At 64.5% G+C, this 16,140-nt stretch carries 14 protein-coding genes and 2 pseudogenes; 8 read left to right on the top strand and 8 right to left on the bottom strand.

What is annotated here, in order from left to right:
* Positions 1-2 precede the first annotated feature (2 nt).
* Positions 3-1,211, bottom strand: coding sequence for a cytochrome P450 (locus G6N36_RS09720; protein WP_163686332.1), 1,209 nt, complete (start codon positions 1,209-1,211; stop codon positions 3-5).
* Between the two features lie 64 nt (positions 1,212-1,275).
* Positions 1,276-2,052 (bottom strand): coniferyl-alcohol dehydrogenase, encoded by a 777-nt coding sequence (locus G6N36_RS09715; RefSeq protein WP_163686331.1) that lies wholly within the window; start codon positions 2,050-2,052, stop codon positions 1,276-1,278.
* Positions 2,053-2,222: 170 nt separating this feature from the next.
* Here G6N36_RS09715 and G6N36_RS09710 point away from each other — a divergent pair.
* Positions 2,223-2,813, top strand: a pseudogene (locus tag G6N36_RS09710) (aldehyde dehydrogenase family protein); the annotation flags it as partial.
* A 64-nt stretch (positions 2,814-2,877) separates the two neighbouring features.
* Here G6N36_RS09710 and G6N36_RS09705 read toward each other — a convergent pair.
* The 4 genes and pseudogenes from G6N36_RS09705 to G6N36_RS09690 form a co-directional block, all read right to left on the bottom strand.
* On the bottom strand, positions 2,878-4,536 hold the full coding sequence (locus tag G6N36_RS09705) for a medium-chain acyl-CoA ligase Mig (RefSeq protein ID WP_163686330.1): 1,659 nt from the start codon (positions 4,534-4,536) through the stop codon (positions 2,878-2,880).
* An 8-nt stretch (positions 4,537-4,544) separates the two neighbouring features.
* Positions 4,545-5,159 carry a PaaI family thioesterase gene (locus tag G6N36_RS09700; RefSeq protein WP_264001863.1) on the bottom strand — a complete coding sequence of 205 codons (615 nt, stop codon included), beginning with the start codon at positions 5,157-5,159 and terminating at the stop codon, positions 4,545-4,547.
* 35 nt (positions 5,160-5,194) lie between these two features.
* Positions 5,195-5,359 (bottom strand): annotated as a pseudogene (locus G6N36_RS09695) (cysteine hydrolase); the annotation flags it as partial.
* Positions 5,356-6,354 (bottom strand): aromatic ring-hydroxylating oxygenase subunit alpha, encoded by a 999-nt coding sequence (locus G6N36_RS09690; protein WP_163686328.1) that lies wholly within the window; start codon positions 6,352-6,354, stop codon positions 5,356-5,358. The gene G6N36_RS09690 and the pseudogene G6N36_RS09695, both read right to left, overlap by 4 nt.
* 235 nt (positions 6,355-6,589) lie before the next feature.
* On the opposite strand from G6N36_RS09690, the gene G6N36_RS09685 reads away from it, so the two are divergent.
* The 3 genes from G6N36_RS09685 (at position 6,590) to G6N36_RS09675 (ending at position 10,370) form a co-directional block, all read left to right on the top strand.
* Positions 6,590-7,522 carry an acyl-ACP desaturase gene (locus tag G6N36_RS09685; protein ID WP_163686327.1) on the top strand — a complete coding sequence of 311 codons (933 nt, stop codon included), beginning with the start codon at positions 6,590-6,592 and terminating at the stop codon, positions 7,520-7,522.
* A 104-nt stretch (positions 7,523-7,626) separates the two neighbouring features.
* Positions 7,627-9,252, top strand: a complete 1,626-nt coding sequence (locus G6N36_RS09680) for a flavin-containing monooxygenase (protein WP_163686326.1) — start codon at positions 7,627-7,629, stop codon at positions 9,250-9,252.
* Positions 9,249-10,370, top strand: coding sequence for an alpha/beta fold hydrolase (locus G6N36_RS09675; RefSeq protein WP_163686325.1), 1,122 nt, complete (start codon positions 9,249-9,251; stop codon positions 10,368-10,370). Before G6N36_RS09680 ends, G6N36_RS09675 begins: the two co-directional genes overlap by 4 nt.
* Here G6N36_RS09675 and G6N36_RS09670 read toward each other — a convergent pair.
* Positions 10,342-10,968 (bottom strand): TetR/AcrR family transcriptional regulator, encoded by a 627-nt coding sequence (locus tag G6N36_RS09670; protein ID WP_163686324.1) that lies wholly within the window; start codon positions 10,966-10,968, stop codon positions 10,342-10,344. The genes G6N36_RS09675 and G6N36_RS09670 overlap by 29 nt on opposite strands.
* 59 nt (positions 10,969-11,027) lie before the next feature.
* On the opposite strand from G6N36_RS09670, the gene G6N36_RS09665 reads away from it, so the two are divergent.
* The 3 genes from G6N36_RS09665 to G6N36_RS09655 are packed head-to-tail and all read left to right on the top strand — an operon-like array spanning position 11,028 to position 13,521.
* Positions 11,028-12,083 (top strand): phosphotransferase, encoded by a 1,056-nt coding sequence (locus tag G6N36_RS09665; protein ID WP_163686323.1) that lies wholly within the window; start codon positions 11,028-11,030, stop codon positions 12,081-12,083.
* A complete protein-coding gene (locus G6N36_RS09660) occupies positions 12,080-12,454 on the top strand; it encodes a nuclear transport factor 2 family protein (protein WP_163686322.1) in 375 nt (124 codons plus the stop codon). Before G6N36_RS09665 ends, G6N36_RS09660 begins: the two co-directional genes overlap by 4 nt.
* Positions 12,451-13,521 (top strand): TIGR03857 family LLM class F420-dependent oxidoreductase, encoded by a 1,071-nt coding sequence (locus tag G6N36_RS09655; RefSeq protein ID WP_163686321.1) that lies wholly within the window; start codon positions 12,451-12,453, stop codon positions 13,519-13,521. Before G6N36_RS09660 ends, G6N36_RS09655 begins: the two co-directional genes overlap by 4 nt.
* Here G6N36_RS09655 and G6N36_RS09650 read toward each other — a convergent pair.
* Positions 13,518-15,014, bottom strand: coding sequence for an acyl-CoA carboxylase subunit beta (locus tag G6N36_RS09650; RefSeq protein WP_163686320.1), 1,497 nt, complete (start codon positions 15,012-15,014; stop codon positions 13,518-13,520). The genes G6N36_RS09655 and G6N36_RS09650 overlap by 4 nt on opposite strands.
* Positions 15,015-15,100: 86 nt before the next feature.
* Here G6N36_RS09650 and G6N36_RS09645 point away from each other — a divergent pair, with 86 nt between their 5' ends.
* Positions 15,101-16,138: an LLM class F420-dependent oxidoreductase gene (locus tag G6N36_RS09645; RefSeq protein ID WP_163686319.1), complete on the top strand. Its 1,038-nt coding sequence runs from the start codon at positions 15,101-15,103 to the stop codon at positions 16,136-16,138.
* Positions 16,139-16,140 lie beyond the last annotated feature (2 nt).

Genomic DNA, 16,140 nt, shown 5'->3' with positions numbered 1-16,140 from the left:
GCTCAACCGGCAGGGTTGAACGTCACGGGAATGGCGGTCGGGGAGCGGAAGGGCTGCCCGTGAATGGTGGGGTTGTCGTCAGTGATGAGTTGGATGTCGGTCAGCCGATCGAGTAGGCATTCGACGGCGACGCGGGTCTCCATGCGGGCCAGATGCAGCCCCATGCAGGTGTGCTCGCCGGCCGCAAACGATATGTGCGGCAGGCGTTTGCGGTGGATGTCGAACTTTTCCGACCGTTCCCAGCGTTGCTCGTCGCGGTTCGCCGACCCGATGCACACATCGATCACTGCGCCGTGTGGAATGGTGACGCCCTCGAGTTCGGTCTCCTCGGTGGCGTAGCGCTGCACCGTGGTGAGCGGCGTCTCGTACCGCAACCCCTCTTCGATCGCGGGCCCGATGAGATCGCGGTCGGCCTGCACCGCACGGAACTGCTCGGGATGGGTCAGCAGAAGGAACAGCAGATTGCCCGACGACCGGTAGGTGGTCTCGAGCCCGGCGGGCAGCAGCAGACGCAGGAAGGAATAAATGGCTTCATCGGTGAGCTTTTCGCCGTCGATCTCGGCGGTCACCAGGTCGCCGATGATGTCGGGCGTCGGCTTGCGCCTGCGCAACTCGATCTGTTGCAGGAAATAGTCTTTCAGTGCTGCCGACGCTTCGAAGGCCCGCTTCCACTTGACGGTGTAGCTGATCAGCTCGACGGCGCGCTTGCGGAACCAGGGCAAGTCTTCTTCGGGAAGCCCCAACAGCTTCGAGATCACCCGGGTGGGGAACTCGAGGGTGAATTGCTTGACCAGGTCGGCGTGTCCGACGTCGATGAACTCGTCGATCAGCCCCTCGACGACCGGGCGAACGATCTCGGGTTCCCACCGCGACAGCGATCTCGTCTTGAAGGCTGCCGAGACCAGATTGCGGTGCTCCCAGTGCTTCTTGCCTTCCATCGCCAGAATCGTCGGCCCGATGAACAGGCCGATGGTGTTGTCATAGATCTGCGAGTTGAAGACCTTGCTGTCCCGGAACACCCGGTTGACCGCATCGAAAGAGACCGCGGCGTAGAGGTTCTCGGGAAGCATCGATTCGGGTGTCGTGGACCAGTCCATGACGCTGCCCTTGAAGACACCGAACTCTTGCCTCCGCCGCGCGAACAGGGGATAGGGGTCACGGACGAGGTCAGCCGCCTCCTCGACCGTGATGTTGTGCACTGAGCTCTCCACGAATGCTCCAGCATCTCCGGGTCCGGCTTGGTCCTGCGAACGGTACTGTAAATCTTACAGTAGACTATATCAGCTGGACAGGAGGCCCGGCTGTCATCGAGGTCACGAACCCGCCGTCGACGTGTATGTCCTGGCCGGTGATCCAGCGGGCATCCGGTGAGCCGAGGAACGCGATCACGGGCACGACGTCGTCGACAGTGGCGTGGCGTCCCACGGTGGCACGACACATATCGAGGACCTCCTTGCCCATGGTGTGCTCGAAGTCCGAGAGGATCGGTGTCTCGACGGGGCCTGGGCTCACGGTGTTGACCCGGACTCCGTACTTGGCCCACGCGGGTCCGGCAAGGCGCTTGGTGTACAGGATCGCCGCCTGCTTGGACGTGCTGTACACCGGATATGCGGGATCCTGACCTTCCTGCCAGCGTGCGACTGCATCGCCGTCGGTGAGTTCGAGCAGCTCGGACAAAACGTCGATCCGCTGATCCCAACCGAGTGCCGCCGTCGATGCCACCGTGACGATCGAACCGCCCGTGTTCATCAGCGGCAGCATGCCTTCGGCCATCAACCGCATGCCGAGGTAGTTGACGGTCAGCACATCGGCGGCGGGGGCGGTCCCCGGAATCCCCGCCACGTGGGCGAGCATGTCCCAGCCGGTGCCGATGTCGCCGAGAACCGTGTCGATGCGGGCTGGGTCGCGCAAATCGCATTGCCGGTATTCGGAGACCGGCGACTGCGGCTCGCGGATGTCGACTGCCAGCACGTGGTCGCCGCTGGCGTAGAAGTGTTTCGCCGCGGCCGCACCGATACCCGACGCCGCGCCGACGACCACGATCCTGCTCATCTGTGCCCAACCCTTCCGGCCTCGCGCACTTCCGTCATACCATCGAATGGCCGACAGTAAGCTCGACAGTAAACAATTCTGGTGGCCTAGACAATCACTTCGGAACGGGTGGCGCGATGAGCACGAGCACACCGAGCGTCGCCCTGGTGGCTCGCGAGAACATGGTCGCAGTGTTGGCGCGTCAGCGGCAGGCGTTCCTCGGCGACGGCCCGCCGAGTGTCGCCGTGCGCCGCAACAGGATCGACCGGTTGCTGGCGCTGGTCCTCGACAACGCCGACACCTTCGTCGACGCGATGGCAACCGATTTCGGCACCCGGCCGAGGGCGGGCACGCTGTTCACCGAAGTCCTCGGCATGACCTCAGTGATCGAGCACACCAGATCGCATGTACCGCAATGGATGTGGACAACACATCTGATGCGTGGCGCGACTCTTCGGGCTGCGGGCCCACCGCGGATTCCGCAAGATCGCGCCGACCATCGCGCGCGACGTCGACGAGCGGATGCGTACCGCCGACGAGGTGATGTTCGGACCAGTGCTCGTCGTGTGGCCGTATTCGGAGGTGGCAGACGCCATCGACTACATCAACCAGCGGCCTGCACCGCTTGTCGCGACTGGTACGGGCCAGACGACGACGACTTCCGCCGTTTCGTCCGTAGTACCCGAAGCGGTGGTGTGGCCCGTAATGACTTTGCCGCACAAATGATTCCGTCGGCCGCGCCGTTCGGTGGCGTCGCCCGCAGCGGAATGGGTGCCTACCACGCGGATTGCGCGCCACCGCACGAACCGTGGGCTACGGCGCCGATGATTCGCTCGCAAGCGTCGCTCATGCGCTCCCGCTGATCGCCTGCTCGCGCGCCCAGCGGTAGTCGGCCTTGCCTGCCGGGCTGCGCTCGATGACGGGCCGGAACACCACCGCCTTGGGCAGCTTGTACCGCGCAATGGAATTCGACGCGTGGTCGATCAGTTCCTGGGCGTCTGCGCTGGCACCGTCAAGCAGGGCCACGATCGCGACGACCTCCTGGCCCCACCGCTCGCTCGGTCGGCCTGAGACCACGACGTCGGCCACCGCCGGGTGGGATAGCAGCGCGGTCTCGACCTCTTCGACGAAGATCTTCTCCCCACCGGAGTTGATGGTCTGGGACTCGCGGCCGAGCAGTTCGATTCCACCGTCGGCGAGATGGCGTGCGCGATCGCCAGGAATCGAGAACCGCACACCGTCGATGACGGGAAATGTCTTGGCGGTCTTGGCTTCATCGCCCTTGTAACCCAGCGGCACAAAGCCGCGCTGGGCCAGCCAACCGATGCCCTCATGGCCCGGCTCCAGAATCGAGTCGAGTTCCTCGGAAGCCACGAAGGTGTCCGGTCCCGCATTGAACTTGCCCGTCGACACTGCGCCGGGTGCCGACATGTGACTCATCTGGATGCCGGTTTCCGAGGATCCGACGCCGTCCATGACGATCAGGCCGGGTTTGACGTCGATCAGGCGTTGTTTGGCGGTGGGTGTCAGCAGCGCGCCGCCGTTGGCCACAACGGCCATCGACGACAGATCCGCCGACGAGCGTTCGAGGGCGTCGGCAAGTGGGCGCGCCATCGCGTCGCCAACCACCTGTACCGCCAGCACCTTTTCCTTCTCGACGGTCTGCACGACCTCATCGGCGTCGAACCGGCTCGGGTTCTCGGAGAACACGACGGTCTGTCCGGTGGTCAGAGCGGTCATCACGCTCCACTGTGCGGCGCCGTGCATCAGCGGTGGGAGCGTGAAGATCTTCGTGCCCGGGTTCTCTTGGACACGCTTGGCGATCTCGTCGTAGGACTGGGTGAGCTCGCCGGTGGCCATGTTGCGACCGCCGAACGACGTCATGAAGATGTCGTGCTGACGCCACAGCACGCCCTTGGGCATGCCGGTCGTGCCGCCGGTGTAGAGGACGTAGAGATCGTCGGGGGACGGCTCGACCGGCGGCGGCTCCGACGAGCCCGACCTGACGATCGACTCGTAATCGACCGCACCGTGGACCAGGTCGTTGCCCGAGTCGTCGGCGATCTGGATGAGGACGCGCAGGCGTGGGAGCGCGCGCTTGACGTCAGCGACGCGTGGCGCGAACGTCGCGTGGTAGATCAGCGCGGTCGCACCGGAATCTTGGAGCAGGTACTGAAGCTCGTTCTTCACGTAGCGATAGTTCACATTAAACGGCGCGACCCTGGCCCGCCACGAACCGAGCATCGCCTCGACGTACTCGGGACCGTTGTAGGCGTAGATGCCCAGCAGGTCCTGTCCCACCTCATGCCCTGCAAGCTCCGACCGTTCGGTCTTGGCTCCCAATCCGCGTGTGTGCAAATACCTGGCGAGCCGGTTGGACCGTTCAAGGATCTGGGAGTAGGTATACCGGCGGTTGCCCTGGACGACGAATTCCCGGTCACCGATCACCGCGGCGACGGCATCTGCAGCGGCCGGAACGGTGAACTGCGGTGCGGAGTCGGACATCGTGCCTCTCATGGCTGGTGTGGGAGCAGGCGGAGCATCAGGCCGTTGGCTTCGCTGAGGACTTTGCCATCAGAGTCTGTCATCGTCGCGGTGACGAAGGCCTTCCGCCCATCGATCGAATCTATCCGACCGTGAGACACAAGCGGTTGGTCGATCGGCGTGATCTTGCGGTAGTCGACGTGCAAATACGCGGTGCGACTGTTGGCCCGGGCGGCCGCGGAGACGATCATCCCGAAATGCCAGTCGTAGAACAGCGGTATGACGCCACCGTGCACGGCGTTGTTACCGCCGACGTGGAAGCGGCTGAAGTGGCCCTCCATGACGACCCCTTCGGGTCCGAACTCGGTCATCGTCCACGGCGGCATCAACGGGTGCCCGAGGCCCGGGAGATGGGGCCCGCGGCCGGCGGGGGCGATACCCTGCGGTGCGCGGTGGACTTCCAGGCGCGCGCACAGTTCTTCGATCTGGCCGGCGGCGTCGGCCCACAGATCCTGGTCCGGATCGGTCGACACGACGATGTCCTGCAGTCGCCGCATGGCGGTCATGAAACGGCCCAACTCGGGGCCCGTGTCGACGGGTTTGATCTCGGGGAAGGCCGTGCTCTGGTGGTCGGTGTCGGTCACAGCTGCTTCCATACCTCGATCAGTTCGTCGGTGGAGATGCCGGCGTCCCGCGCTGCGGGCAGCCGTTCGATGTTCGGCAGCGCCGCACGGCGGGCTTCGTGTGCGAGGGCGGCCAGTCCGGCGTTCGGTCCGACGACCGCGCCCTGGCATTCCTGGGTGACGATCTCCGTACGCGCGGGTGCGGCGAGGTCGATTCTCATACAGATGCAGGAACCTCGTAAAACTGCTGTGCCCACTTCCTCAGCGCCATATAGGGTTTCGCGTCGATCTTCGCCAGCGGCGGGTTCTCGATGTAATCCTGGTAGCGCCAGATGTCCAGGTCCTCCCAGACCGTGCCCATGAACTGCTTCTCGACGCGCTCACGCACCTCGGCGGGCGGGATGTCGGAGGTTTCACCGTTCAGCTTGGGCCACCAGACCGAGTAGAACATCGTCGACAGCCCGTCCTCCACGGGGGTGACCGCAAAGATCAGACGGTGATTCGACTGTCCCTCGAATACGCTGATCGCGCCTCCGAGCCCGAACATGTGGCTATGGATGTGCAGCGCCATCTTGTTCGGGTCGTCGCTGCGGGCATCCGGCCAGCCGGTGAGGAACTGCCACTGCTCGTCGACGATCTTCCACTCCAGGTTCACCGGTGTCACCGTCGCGCCGTGGACATAGTGGAAGTGCGAGCTGTCCGGGCCGTTCTCGGCCACGATCTGCGGGTGAACCGGCTCGTTCTCGGCACGGCGTGAAAACTCCGGGTACGGGCGGTAATACGCCGACGGGTCGGTCTCGAACTGCGGGAACGAAGCGAAGATGTCCGGCATCTCCCACTGCGGCTCCTTGCCTTGAGGTTGATGCCAGACGAAGACGCAGCCGTGCTGCTCGTTGACGGGGTACACGCGAAGCTTGAGTGCGCGGTTGGGTCGGTCCGGTTGATAGGGGATGTAGCGGTTGGTCCCGTCGGGACCCCATCGCCAGCCATGGAACGGGCACTCCACGCAGTCGCCGACGACCTTGCCGCCGTGGCCGATGTGCGCGCCGAGGTGTCTGCAGTGCGCCTGCATCACATGGAGTTCGCCGGAGTCGTCGCGATACGCGGCAAGATCCTCGCCGAAGTATCGGAGGGGACGGACCTCGCCCTGCGGGAATTCGGCCGACCAGCCCACCATGAACCAGCCGGTGACCTTCCAGGTGAACGGGACCTTCACGTCGCCTCCTCTGACGGCAAAGCGTATCCAACGGAAGATATTACAGTAGAGGTTTCGACAGCGATGGGTGAGAGGCGTGCCCTCGGATTGCGTACGACAACCGCTGTGGAAAAAGCTGTCTGCCGTTCGAATCCAACTCCAGGTTCGGGGCTATGCCTTAGGCTTGATTTCCCGTGAACCTACGGTAGCGTAGGTTACGCGGCCGTAAGCAGGACTGGACAGCTAGAGAGTCTCGATGACGACAACCCAAAGTGCACTTCTCACCGAGCTGGAACCAGTGGTGGAGAGCAACCTGAACCGCCACCTGGACTCGGCGAAGCCATGGAATCCGCACGACTACGTGCCGTGGAGCCGCGGACGTGACTTCGCGTTTCTGGGCGGTGAGGACTGGGTCCCGGAGGATTCACCCCTCGACGACGTCGCCAAGGCGGCCATGGTCGTCAATCTGCTCACCGAGGACAACCTGCCGTCGTATCACCGCGAGATCGCGGTGCGCTTCGGGCCCGACGGGGCGTGGGGGCAGTGGGTGGGCCAGTGGACCGCTGAGGAAGCGCGGCACAGCATCGCGATCCGCGACTACCTCATCGTCACCCGCGGCGTCGATCCGGTGGCGCTCGAAGAAGGCCGCATGATCCATATGAAGGCCGGTTACGACTCGGGTGACAAGTCGATGCTGGAGGCCTTGGCCTACGTGTCGTTCCAGGAACTAGCGACGCGAATCAGCCATCGCAACACTGGCAAGGCCTCGGGCTGCCCTCTCGCAGAGCAACTTCTGACCCGAGTGGCCACCGATGAGAACCTGCACATGGTCTTCTACCGAAACCTGGTCGACGCCGCCTTCGACATCGCGCCCAACGAGACGATGAAGGCAATCGCCCACGAGGTCATCCACTTCCAGATGCCCGGCAGCGCAATGCCCGGATTCGCGGACAACGCACTGGTGATCGCCAAGGCGGGCATCTACGACCTGCGTTCACATCTGGACGACGTCGTCCGGCCCGTCTTGCGGTTCTGGCGCGTTTTCGAACGCGACGATGTCCACGGCGAGGGGGCGCGTGCGCGAGATGAGATGGCGGCCTTCCTGGATCTCGTCGAGGACAAGGCGAGTCACTACGAGCGGCGACGCCAGGAGCGGCTCGCGGGTGCAGGAGCGCCTGCCGGCGGCTGACCTCCTGCGGTAGACGGCAGCAATCTGCGTCACCGACGCTGCTCGCGCCTGATACTGTAATCGTTACAGTATCTCCCGTCGGAGTGAACACGAGGTGCCGACACGTGACCAATCCCAGCCCATCCCGATTCGATGCGATCGTCATCGGCGCCGGATTCTCCGGCTTGTATGCACTGCACCGGTTGCGCGAACTCGGCGTGCGAACGCGTGTGCTCGAGGCCGCCGAGGACGTCGGCGGGACGTGGCTGTTCAACCGGTATCCCGGTGCTCGATGCGACATCGAGAGCATCGAATATTCCTATAGCTTTTCCGACGAGATACAGCAGGAGTGGGTCTGGTCAGAGACCCTGCCTGCCCAGCCCGAAATCGAGGCCTACCTCCACTTCGTGGCCGACAAACTCGACCTGCGCCGCGATATCCGCTTCAACACCAAGGTCGTCGCGATGACCTTCGACGAGGCCGCGGCCGAATGGCTGGTCGAAACCGAGGCCGGTGAATCGTTGGTCGCCTCGTTCGTGGTCGCCGCATCAGGCATCCTGTCGGTGCCGCTGGACCCCGACTTTCCGGGAATGGACACGTTCAGCGGGTCGTCGTTGTTCACCGGTAACTGGCCGAAGGACGGCTTCGACTTATCGGGTAAGCGGGTCGGTGTCATCGGCACCGGCTCGACGGGCGTTCAGCTGATCCCCGTGGTCGCCAAGCAGGCCGAACACCTCACGGTGTTTCAGCGCTCACCGGCCTACACGCTGCCGTGGGAAGTGCGTCCGTTCGACGACGGAGAGCTCGACGAGCTGAAGGCGAACTACGCCGAGATCCGCGCCGCACAAAGGAAACACGCGGTCGGTGCAGCTCGGCTGAGCGCGTTCTCGGTGCTGTTCGACATGATGGCCAAGCCGCCGTTGAAGTCGGCCTCGCGACAGGACCAGCTGCGTGCCATCGAGGAAAGCGGCGTGATGGGCGCGCTCAGTTGGGGCGACGTCTTCTTCGACATCGAAGCCAACCGGATGGCCGCGAAGCTCTACGGCGAGGCGGTCGCCCGCATCGTCAAGGATCCCGAGACCGCGGCCTCGCTGACGCCGAGCCACCCCTTCGGTTGCAAGCGACCGATCATCGACCAGGGCTACTACGAGACGTTCAACCGCGACAACGTGACGCTGGTCGACCTGCGCAAGGGGCCGATCGTCGAGGTCACGCCGAGGGGTATCCGCACCGAGCAGGGACACCACGACCTCGATGTGATCGTCTACGCCACCGGGTTCGACGCGATGACGGGAGCGCTCACCCGGATCGACGTCCGGGGGCGCGACAGGTTGTCGTTGGCGGACTTCTGGACGTCCGAGGGGCCGTACACCTATCTCGGTATCGCCGTCGCGGGTTTCCCGAACCTGTTCATCGTGCAGGCACCCGGAAGTCCTTCGGCGGCAACCAATTTCGTCGCAGCACTCGAGCAGCATGTCGAGTGGATCGGCGACTGCATCGGATACCTGCGTGACAACGGTTACCGCACCATCGAGGCATTGCCGGATGCGCAGCGTGAATGGATCGAGCACACCACAGCGCTCGTGGCGCCGACGGTCCTGGTCGATCCGTCGTGCAACTCCTGGTACAACGGCGGCAACGTGCCCGGGAAGAAGCGGATGTACATGGGCTACACCGCCGGAATCCCGGAGTACCGGAGGCGGTGCGACGAGATCGCGGATGCGGGCTACTCGGGTTTCAAGCTCGCATGAGGGCATCCGAGCGCGCCCGGCTCATCGGCCGCGATTTCGCCGGCGTGGTGCCCAGGGCACACGCGGCGGTTTCGAGCTCGACGGACTGGAAGCCGTTGTCGCAGCGCGGAGCCCGTCAACTCGGTGAGGTGGTGCTGGACGAACTCGCGCTGTCCGGCATGACCTTGACCGCTCCGCCGCCCAAACTGGAACGCACGATCGACTCCTGTGCCGCCGCGGCGCAGGAGTTGTCCGGCCTCAGTGTGGCAGAGGCCAACGCGGACCCGGAGCCGTTGCAGGTCAAGTCGGTTCGCTGGCGCCGAATCGGACGGCTGATCTACGAACAGATGAGGTTCGACCACAATCCGCAGCTTGCACCGGCGCTGGTATCCGAGGGATTCGGAGGTCCCGCTACCGCTGTGGTTCATCTTTGTCGGACCGGAGACGACACGCGTCCCTGGCTCATCTGGGTGCATGGTGCGGGTCAGGGTCAGCCGATCGACATGTTGTTCTCGCGCGCGCGTCGACTCCAGGAGAAGTTGGGCTTCAACATCGCGCTCCCGGTGCAGCCCGGCCACGGTGCCCGCCGTGACGCGTGGCCGACCTATCCCGACATGGATCCGCTGAACAATGTCGCGGGCATGATGCGGGTGGTATCCGAGGTCCGCGCGCTGGTCCGGTGGTTGGGCCCCCAATCCAGTGCGATCGCGGTGTCCGGGGTGTCCATGGGAAGTCCAGTAGCCGCGTTGGTCGCACATCTCGAAAAGGTCGACGGGGTGGCGATATACACGCCGATCTCCGGGCTCAACGGGATGATCGCTCAGCATCTCGGCCGGTGGGGACCGTCGGTGCGCGACACGATCGAGCTGTTGCAGTCCGATAACGTGGCCGCGGCGGCCTCCGTCGTCGACGACCTGGATGTCGAGCCGACTCCGCCCCCGTCGCGCAGGCTCATCGTGGGCGCCTGGCACGACCGGATGGCGATGCGCGAACCCGCTCAGCAGTTGCACGCGCGATGGGGTGGCGAGTTGTACTGGCACCCGGGAAGCCACGTCGGACATCTGTTCGCAGGTGGAGTGCAGCAGGCCTCGGAGCGGTTTCTCCGCGCAGTCAGTGAGTCGAGCCGTACTCGCGAATGAACCGGTCGCGGACGTACGCCAACTCGCGATCGAGATCGTAACCGTCGCCAAGCAGGGTCCACAGGTACGCGGCGCCGAAGATTGCTGCGCTGAGATCGCCTGTCGCACGGTTGATGTCGACGTCATCACGAACCGACCCGTCGTCGACTCCGCGTCGCAAACCGGCCTCGACTTTGTCGACTCCACGCTGGAGCCAACGCTGGACGCGCTCGCGCAATGGCGAAGTGCTCTTGACGCCCTCGAACGTGGCAACAAACATTGCGCGCAGGAAGGCCTGATCTTCGGAGAACAGTCGTCGAACCCGGTCGAAGTGGCCGACCGCCTCCTGCAGCCCCGTGGCATTGGGGTCGGCGTCCGGACTGAGCTGCTTGACGTAGTCGTGCAGAAAGAAGGCGTCGAGAATCGCGTCCTTACTGCCGTACCTAGCGTGGACCATGGCCCTGCTGTAACCCGCTCGGCGGCCAATTTCGGCGGCGGTCGTTGCCTCCCAGCCCTTTTCGACGATCAACTCGGCGGCTGCCTCGACCAGCCGCCGACTGGAGATCTCGACCCGTTCCGGCTGTGTCAGGCCACGAGTGGGAGACGGCACGCATTGCATATTAGACGATCGACAACTATGTTAGTTGCGTCTCGTCAAGTAAGTGACAGAGGAACTCAGTGAAGAGTGCGGGTGCGACCGACGTCCCATTGGGAATCGACGCCGTGACGCCGCAGTGGTTGACCAATGCGCTCGGCTCCGACGTGACGGGCGTTCGGGCCGAACAGATCGCGATGGACAGCGGTTTCTCGTCGCTGCTTTACCGCCTGACCCTGACCGGAGACAGCGTCCCGCCGACGTTGATCGCAAAACTCCCCGCGCTCTCCGAAGCCCGTGGTGCGATGGACCTGATGGGTGGTTACCGCAGGGAAGTCGCCTTCTACCGGGACATCGCCGGTCGGGCGCCGATGAAAACCCCCGACGTGCACGTCGCCCGGATCGCCGACAATGGTGTCGACTTCGTGCTGGTGCTCGAGGATCTCGCCGGCTGGGACAACGCGGACCATCTGGCAGGGCTGTCGATGGACCGAGCGCGAACGTGTCTCGAGTCATTGGCGGGGTTGCACGCGTGGTCCGCGCACCGGGACAACAGAGATGTGCTGCAGCAGTTTCCGAGTATGGACAATCCGATGATCCGCGAAGCTATGGTGCCGGCCTTCGGTTACGGATGGCAGTTGTACCTCGAGAAGCGCGACAACGCTGTGCCGCCAGGGCTCGCCGAATTCTTCGAGACCTTTTCGGATCGCGCTCCGGAAGCGCTTTCCGCGTTGACCGAACACGACATGCTGATACATGGTGACATCCGGGCCGACAATCTGTTCTTCGACGGTGACGCACTCAAAGTGGTGGACTTCCAGTTCGCGGCGCGCGGGTCCGGTGTCGCCGACGTGGCCTACCTGCTCACCCAGGGATTGCCGATCCAGAAGCGTACCGGTCAAGACGAGACCCTGCTCCGCGAGTATCTGGGCCATCTGGCCGATAGGGGAGTCGACTACGGATTCGACGCCGCGTGGCGCGACTACCGCACCGCTGCGGTGTACCTGACATTGATGCCCGTCGTCGCACTATTGACCTGGGATATCGTGCCGGAAAGGTCGCGCCGACTCTGCCTCACACTTGCCGACCGTGCGGTCGCCGCCATCGACGAAATCGACGCACTGGAGGTGTTCAAGTGACTCGTACGGCGCGGGAAGTGGTGGAGCTGTACAACCTCGTCGTCTGGAACGAGCGCAACTTCGACCTCGCTGAGGAACTCATGGGGGACAGCGTGATTCGCCATGATGTCGGAGAGTCGACAACGCTGACTCACGAGCAGGCGGTTGCGCGCATCGTGGACCACTGGGCCATGTTCGAGACGATTCGTTTCGACCTCAACCTGGTGGTGGCGGGCGATGACGGCGAGCATGTCGCCATCGTCTACCAGTCGCCGATGGAACTGAAGGACGGCACCAAGACCGACGTCGGCAGTATGGAGATATTCCGGGTGGTCGACGGTCGGATCGTCGAGGTGTGGAATTGCGGCTACAAGCAAGGAGTTTGGCAGTGACTGAATTACCGGCTCAGCCGGATGCGGGCGAACGCGTGCTCGATGAGCTGGGTTACTACTTGCTCGCTGGTGCGGGTGGTGAGGGACCTGCGGGGCTGATGGACGAAGCGCGCCGTGGTGAGGAACTGGGCTTCGGCACGGGGTTCATCTCGGAGCGGTGGAACGTCAAGGAAGCGTCGTCGCTCTCCGGTGCCGCGCTTGCGGTCACCAATCGGATGCAGATCGCCACCGCCGCGACGAATCACAACACCCGGCACCCGCTGATCACCGGTTCATACGCGACCACCATGCACCGGCTGTCGAAAGGCCGGTTCACGCTGGGAATCGGCCGCGGTATCGCAGCGATGTACGGCGCCTTCGGGGTGCCGGCTGTCACGACCGCGCAGATGGAGGACTTCGCTCAGGTCATGCGGAGGCTCTGGCACGGTGAGCTCATCTTCAACCATGACGGGCCGATCGGGAAGTATCAGTTGCTGTTCCTGGACCCGGACTTCAACGAGGACATCCGGCTGGCGATCGTCGCGTTCGGCCCCAAGACGTTGGCGCTGGGCGGGCGCGAGTTCGACGACGTCATTCTGCACACCTACTTCACGCCCGAAACCCTGCAGCGCGCGGTGAAGACCGTCAAAGACGCCGCGGAGCAGGCGGGCCGCAACCCCGACGACGTGAGGGTGTGGTCGTGCTTCGCGACCGTCGGTGACCATCTGCCCGAGGAGCTCCGGCTGAAGAAGACGGTGGCGCGGCTGGCGACCTACCTACAGGGCTACGGCGAGCTGCTGCTCAACACCAACGGCTGGGATCTCTCAGTGCTGCAACGCTTCAGGGACGACGAGGTGGTGCAGTCCATCGGCGGCGGCATCGACCACAAGGCGACTGCCGAGCAGATCGAGCACATCGCCACGCTCATCCCCGACGAATGGCTCGAGCCCTCGGCGACGGGCTCGGCGGCACAGTGTGTGGACCGCATACGGAAAGAGTTCGATTACGGCGCCGACGCGGTGATCATGCACGGAGCGACACCCGACGAACTCGAGCCCATCGTCGCCGAATACCGCGCAAAGAGCTAGGGCGTGATGACGGTGCGGCTCACCGGTTCTGCCGCGGCCTGCCTGCTGTAGAGCCCACGCTGCAGCGCCGAGAGCAACGCATTGCGCGTATCCTCCGGGCTGATGAGGTCGTCGAACCCGAGGTGGCCGGCCGACCGGAACGACGCCTCGACCTCGGCCTTGCGCAGCTTGGCTTCCACATCCTCGGCGGCGTGGGAGGCCTTGCTGAGGGCGGCCGCGCTCATCGCGCCCATCGTCGCACCCGGATAGGCGAACGTGGCGCTCTGGTTGTCGAAGCCCAGCAGCGACATCACCATCGACCCGAATCCGTAGGCCTTGCGCAGGGTTACATGCAGCTTCAGCGTGGTGGCCGCGGTCTGGGCGGCGAACATCCGGGCACCGCTGCGCAGCACGCCGCTCTTCTCGGATCGGCTGCCCGGCAACATTCCCGGGTTGTCCGCGAGGAACACGATCGGTAGATGGAACGAGTCGGCGACATTGATGAAATGCGCTGCCTTGTCGGCGGCGGCGGCGTCGATCGATCCGGCGATCACCTTGGGCTGATTGGCGACGACGGCGACGGGATGACCGCCGAGATGGGCCAACGCACAGATCATCGCCTGCCCGAATTTCGGCTGCACCTCGAACCAGCCCCGGTCGTCGAACACCACGTCGAGGACGGCACGCATGTCGTAGACGCGCCGGTTGCCGCGCGGGACGATGTCGAGCAGTTCCGGCGTCGAGCGCGGTTCGCTCGCCTCGTCCTCGGGCAGTGACGCCGGATACGACCACGCGCTCGACGGGAAGTACGACAGATAACGACGGATGTCGTCGAGGACCGCCTCATCGTCCTCGGCGAGGTTGTGGATCACCCCGCTGGCGAGCGCCACCGACGGCCCTCCCAGGTCTTCTTTCGAAATGTCCTCGCCCGTCGACTCTTTCACGACCGGCGGGCCGGCGGTGAAGATCGCGCCCTGGTTGCTCATGATGGTCCAATCGCACACCGGCGCCACCAGTGCACCATGGCCCGCCGACGGGCCGAGCAGCCCTCCGACCATCGGCACCTTGCCGGAGCATTGCGCCTGGGCGAGCAGATCGGTTGGGGTGCGGCCATAGTGCTCGCCGCTGGGCCGGAAGCCCGCGCCCTCCAGAAGCATCACCAACGGGATCCGGTCCCGCAGCGCCAACTCCGCTAGCCGATAGCGCTTCGCGTTACCGCCGGGACCGATGCTGCCCGCCAACGTGGTGAAGTCCTCCGCGCCGACCATCACCGGCGAGCCGTTGATGAGGCCCGAGCCGGCCACAATCCCGTCGGCCGCGATCTCACCGCCCACCAGCGTGCCGAACTCCCGGAAGCTGCCCTTGTCGAGGAGGTGGTTCAGCCGCGCACGGGCATCCAGCCTGCCCTTGCCGTGATGCTTGGCCAGCCGCTCCGGGCCACCCATCGCGCGCGACCGCTCACGCCGAAGATCGAGGTCTTCGAGCGTCTCCTTCCAACCCTGCTCGTTCGTCATGCGCTCTTCCTGTCGTTGAAAGGCGATCGTCGCACCGGCATGTTCACGTTGACCATACTGAATTGCTTACTGTAGCGTCTGCGGGCATGGGTAGCGGCGCCGGCCTCAAGGTCGACGGCGGTGTGTTCAGCCAGCTCCATGCCGTGGTCGACGCGGCGGTGACCCTGGAACGGCGGGGCTATGACGGCTGCTGGACCGCCGAGGTCAACCATGATCCGTTCCTGCCGCTGACGCTCGCCGCCGAGCACACCGAGACGATCGAACTGGGCACCAGCATCGCTGTCGCGTTCGCCCGGAACCCGATGACCGTCGCCAACGTCGGCTGGGATCTGCAGGAGTACTCCGGGGGTCGGCTGAACCTCGGTCTCGGCTCGCAGATCCAGCCGCACATCGAGAAGCGCTTTTCCATGCCGTGGAGCCGGCCGGTGCCGCGGATGCGGGAGTTCGTGCTGGCTTTACACGAAATCTGGGCGTGCTGGCACGACGGCTCGAAGTTGCGGTTCGAGGGCGACTTCTACACACACAAGATCATGACGCCGATGTTCGTGCCGGAGCCGCACCAGTACGGCGTCCCGAAGGTGTTTATCGCCGCAGTCGGTGAGGCGATGACGGAGATGACGGGCGAAGTCGCCGACGGGGTTCTCGCGCACGCCTTTACGACCAAGCGGTATTTCGAGGAGGTGACCATTCCCGCGCTGATGCGGGGGATGGCCAAGTCGGGCCGGGTGCGCGACGACTTCCAGGTGTCGGCTCCGCTGTTCGTCGTCACCGGTTCCGACGAATCCGAGTTGGGCGCCGCCGCCCTGGGCACCCGCAAGCAGATAGCTTTCTACGGTTCGACACCCGCGTACAAGAAGGTGCTCGATCTGCACGGCTGGGGAGCGTTGCACGACGAGTTGCACGGCCTTTCGCTGAAGGGCGACTGGGACGGTATGGGTGCCCTGATCGACGACGAGATTCTCGAAGCCTTCGCGGTCGTTGCGCCAATCGACAAGCTGGCGGCCAAGATTCGCGACCGTTGCGACGGTCTGATCGACCGCGTCATGGTGGGCTTTCCCCGTACGACTTCGGAATCAACAATCTCGGCGGTATTGACAGAGCTGCGCGCGCCGACTGCACAGTGAGG

The sequence above is a fragment of the Mycolicibacterium gadium genome (assembly GCF_010728925.1).
Taxonomy (GTDB): domain Bacteria; phylum Actinomycetota; class Actinomycetes; order Mycobacteriales; family Mycobacteriaceae; genus Mycobacterium; species Mycobacterium gadium.
This window is presented reverse-complemented; position numbering and strand designations above follow the sequence as displayed.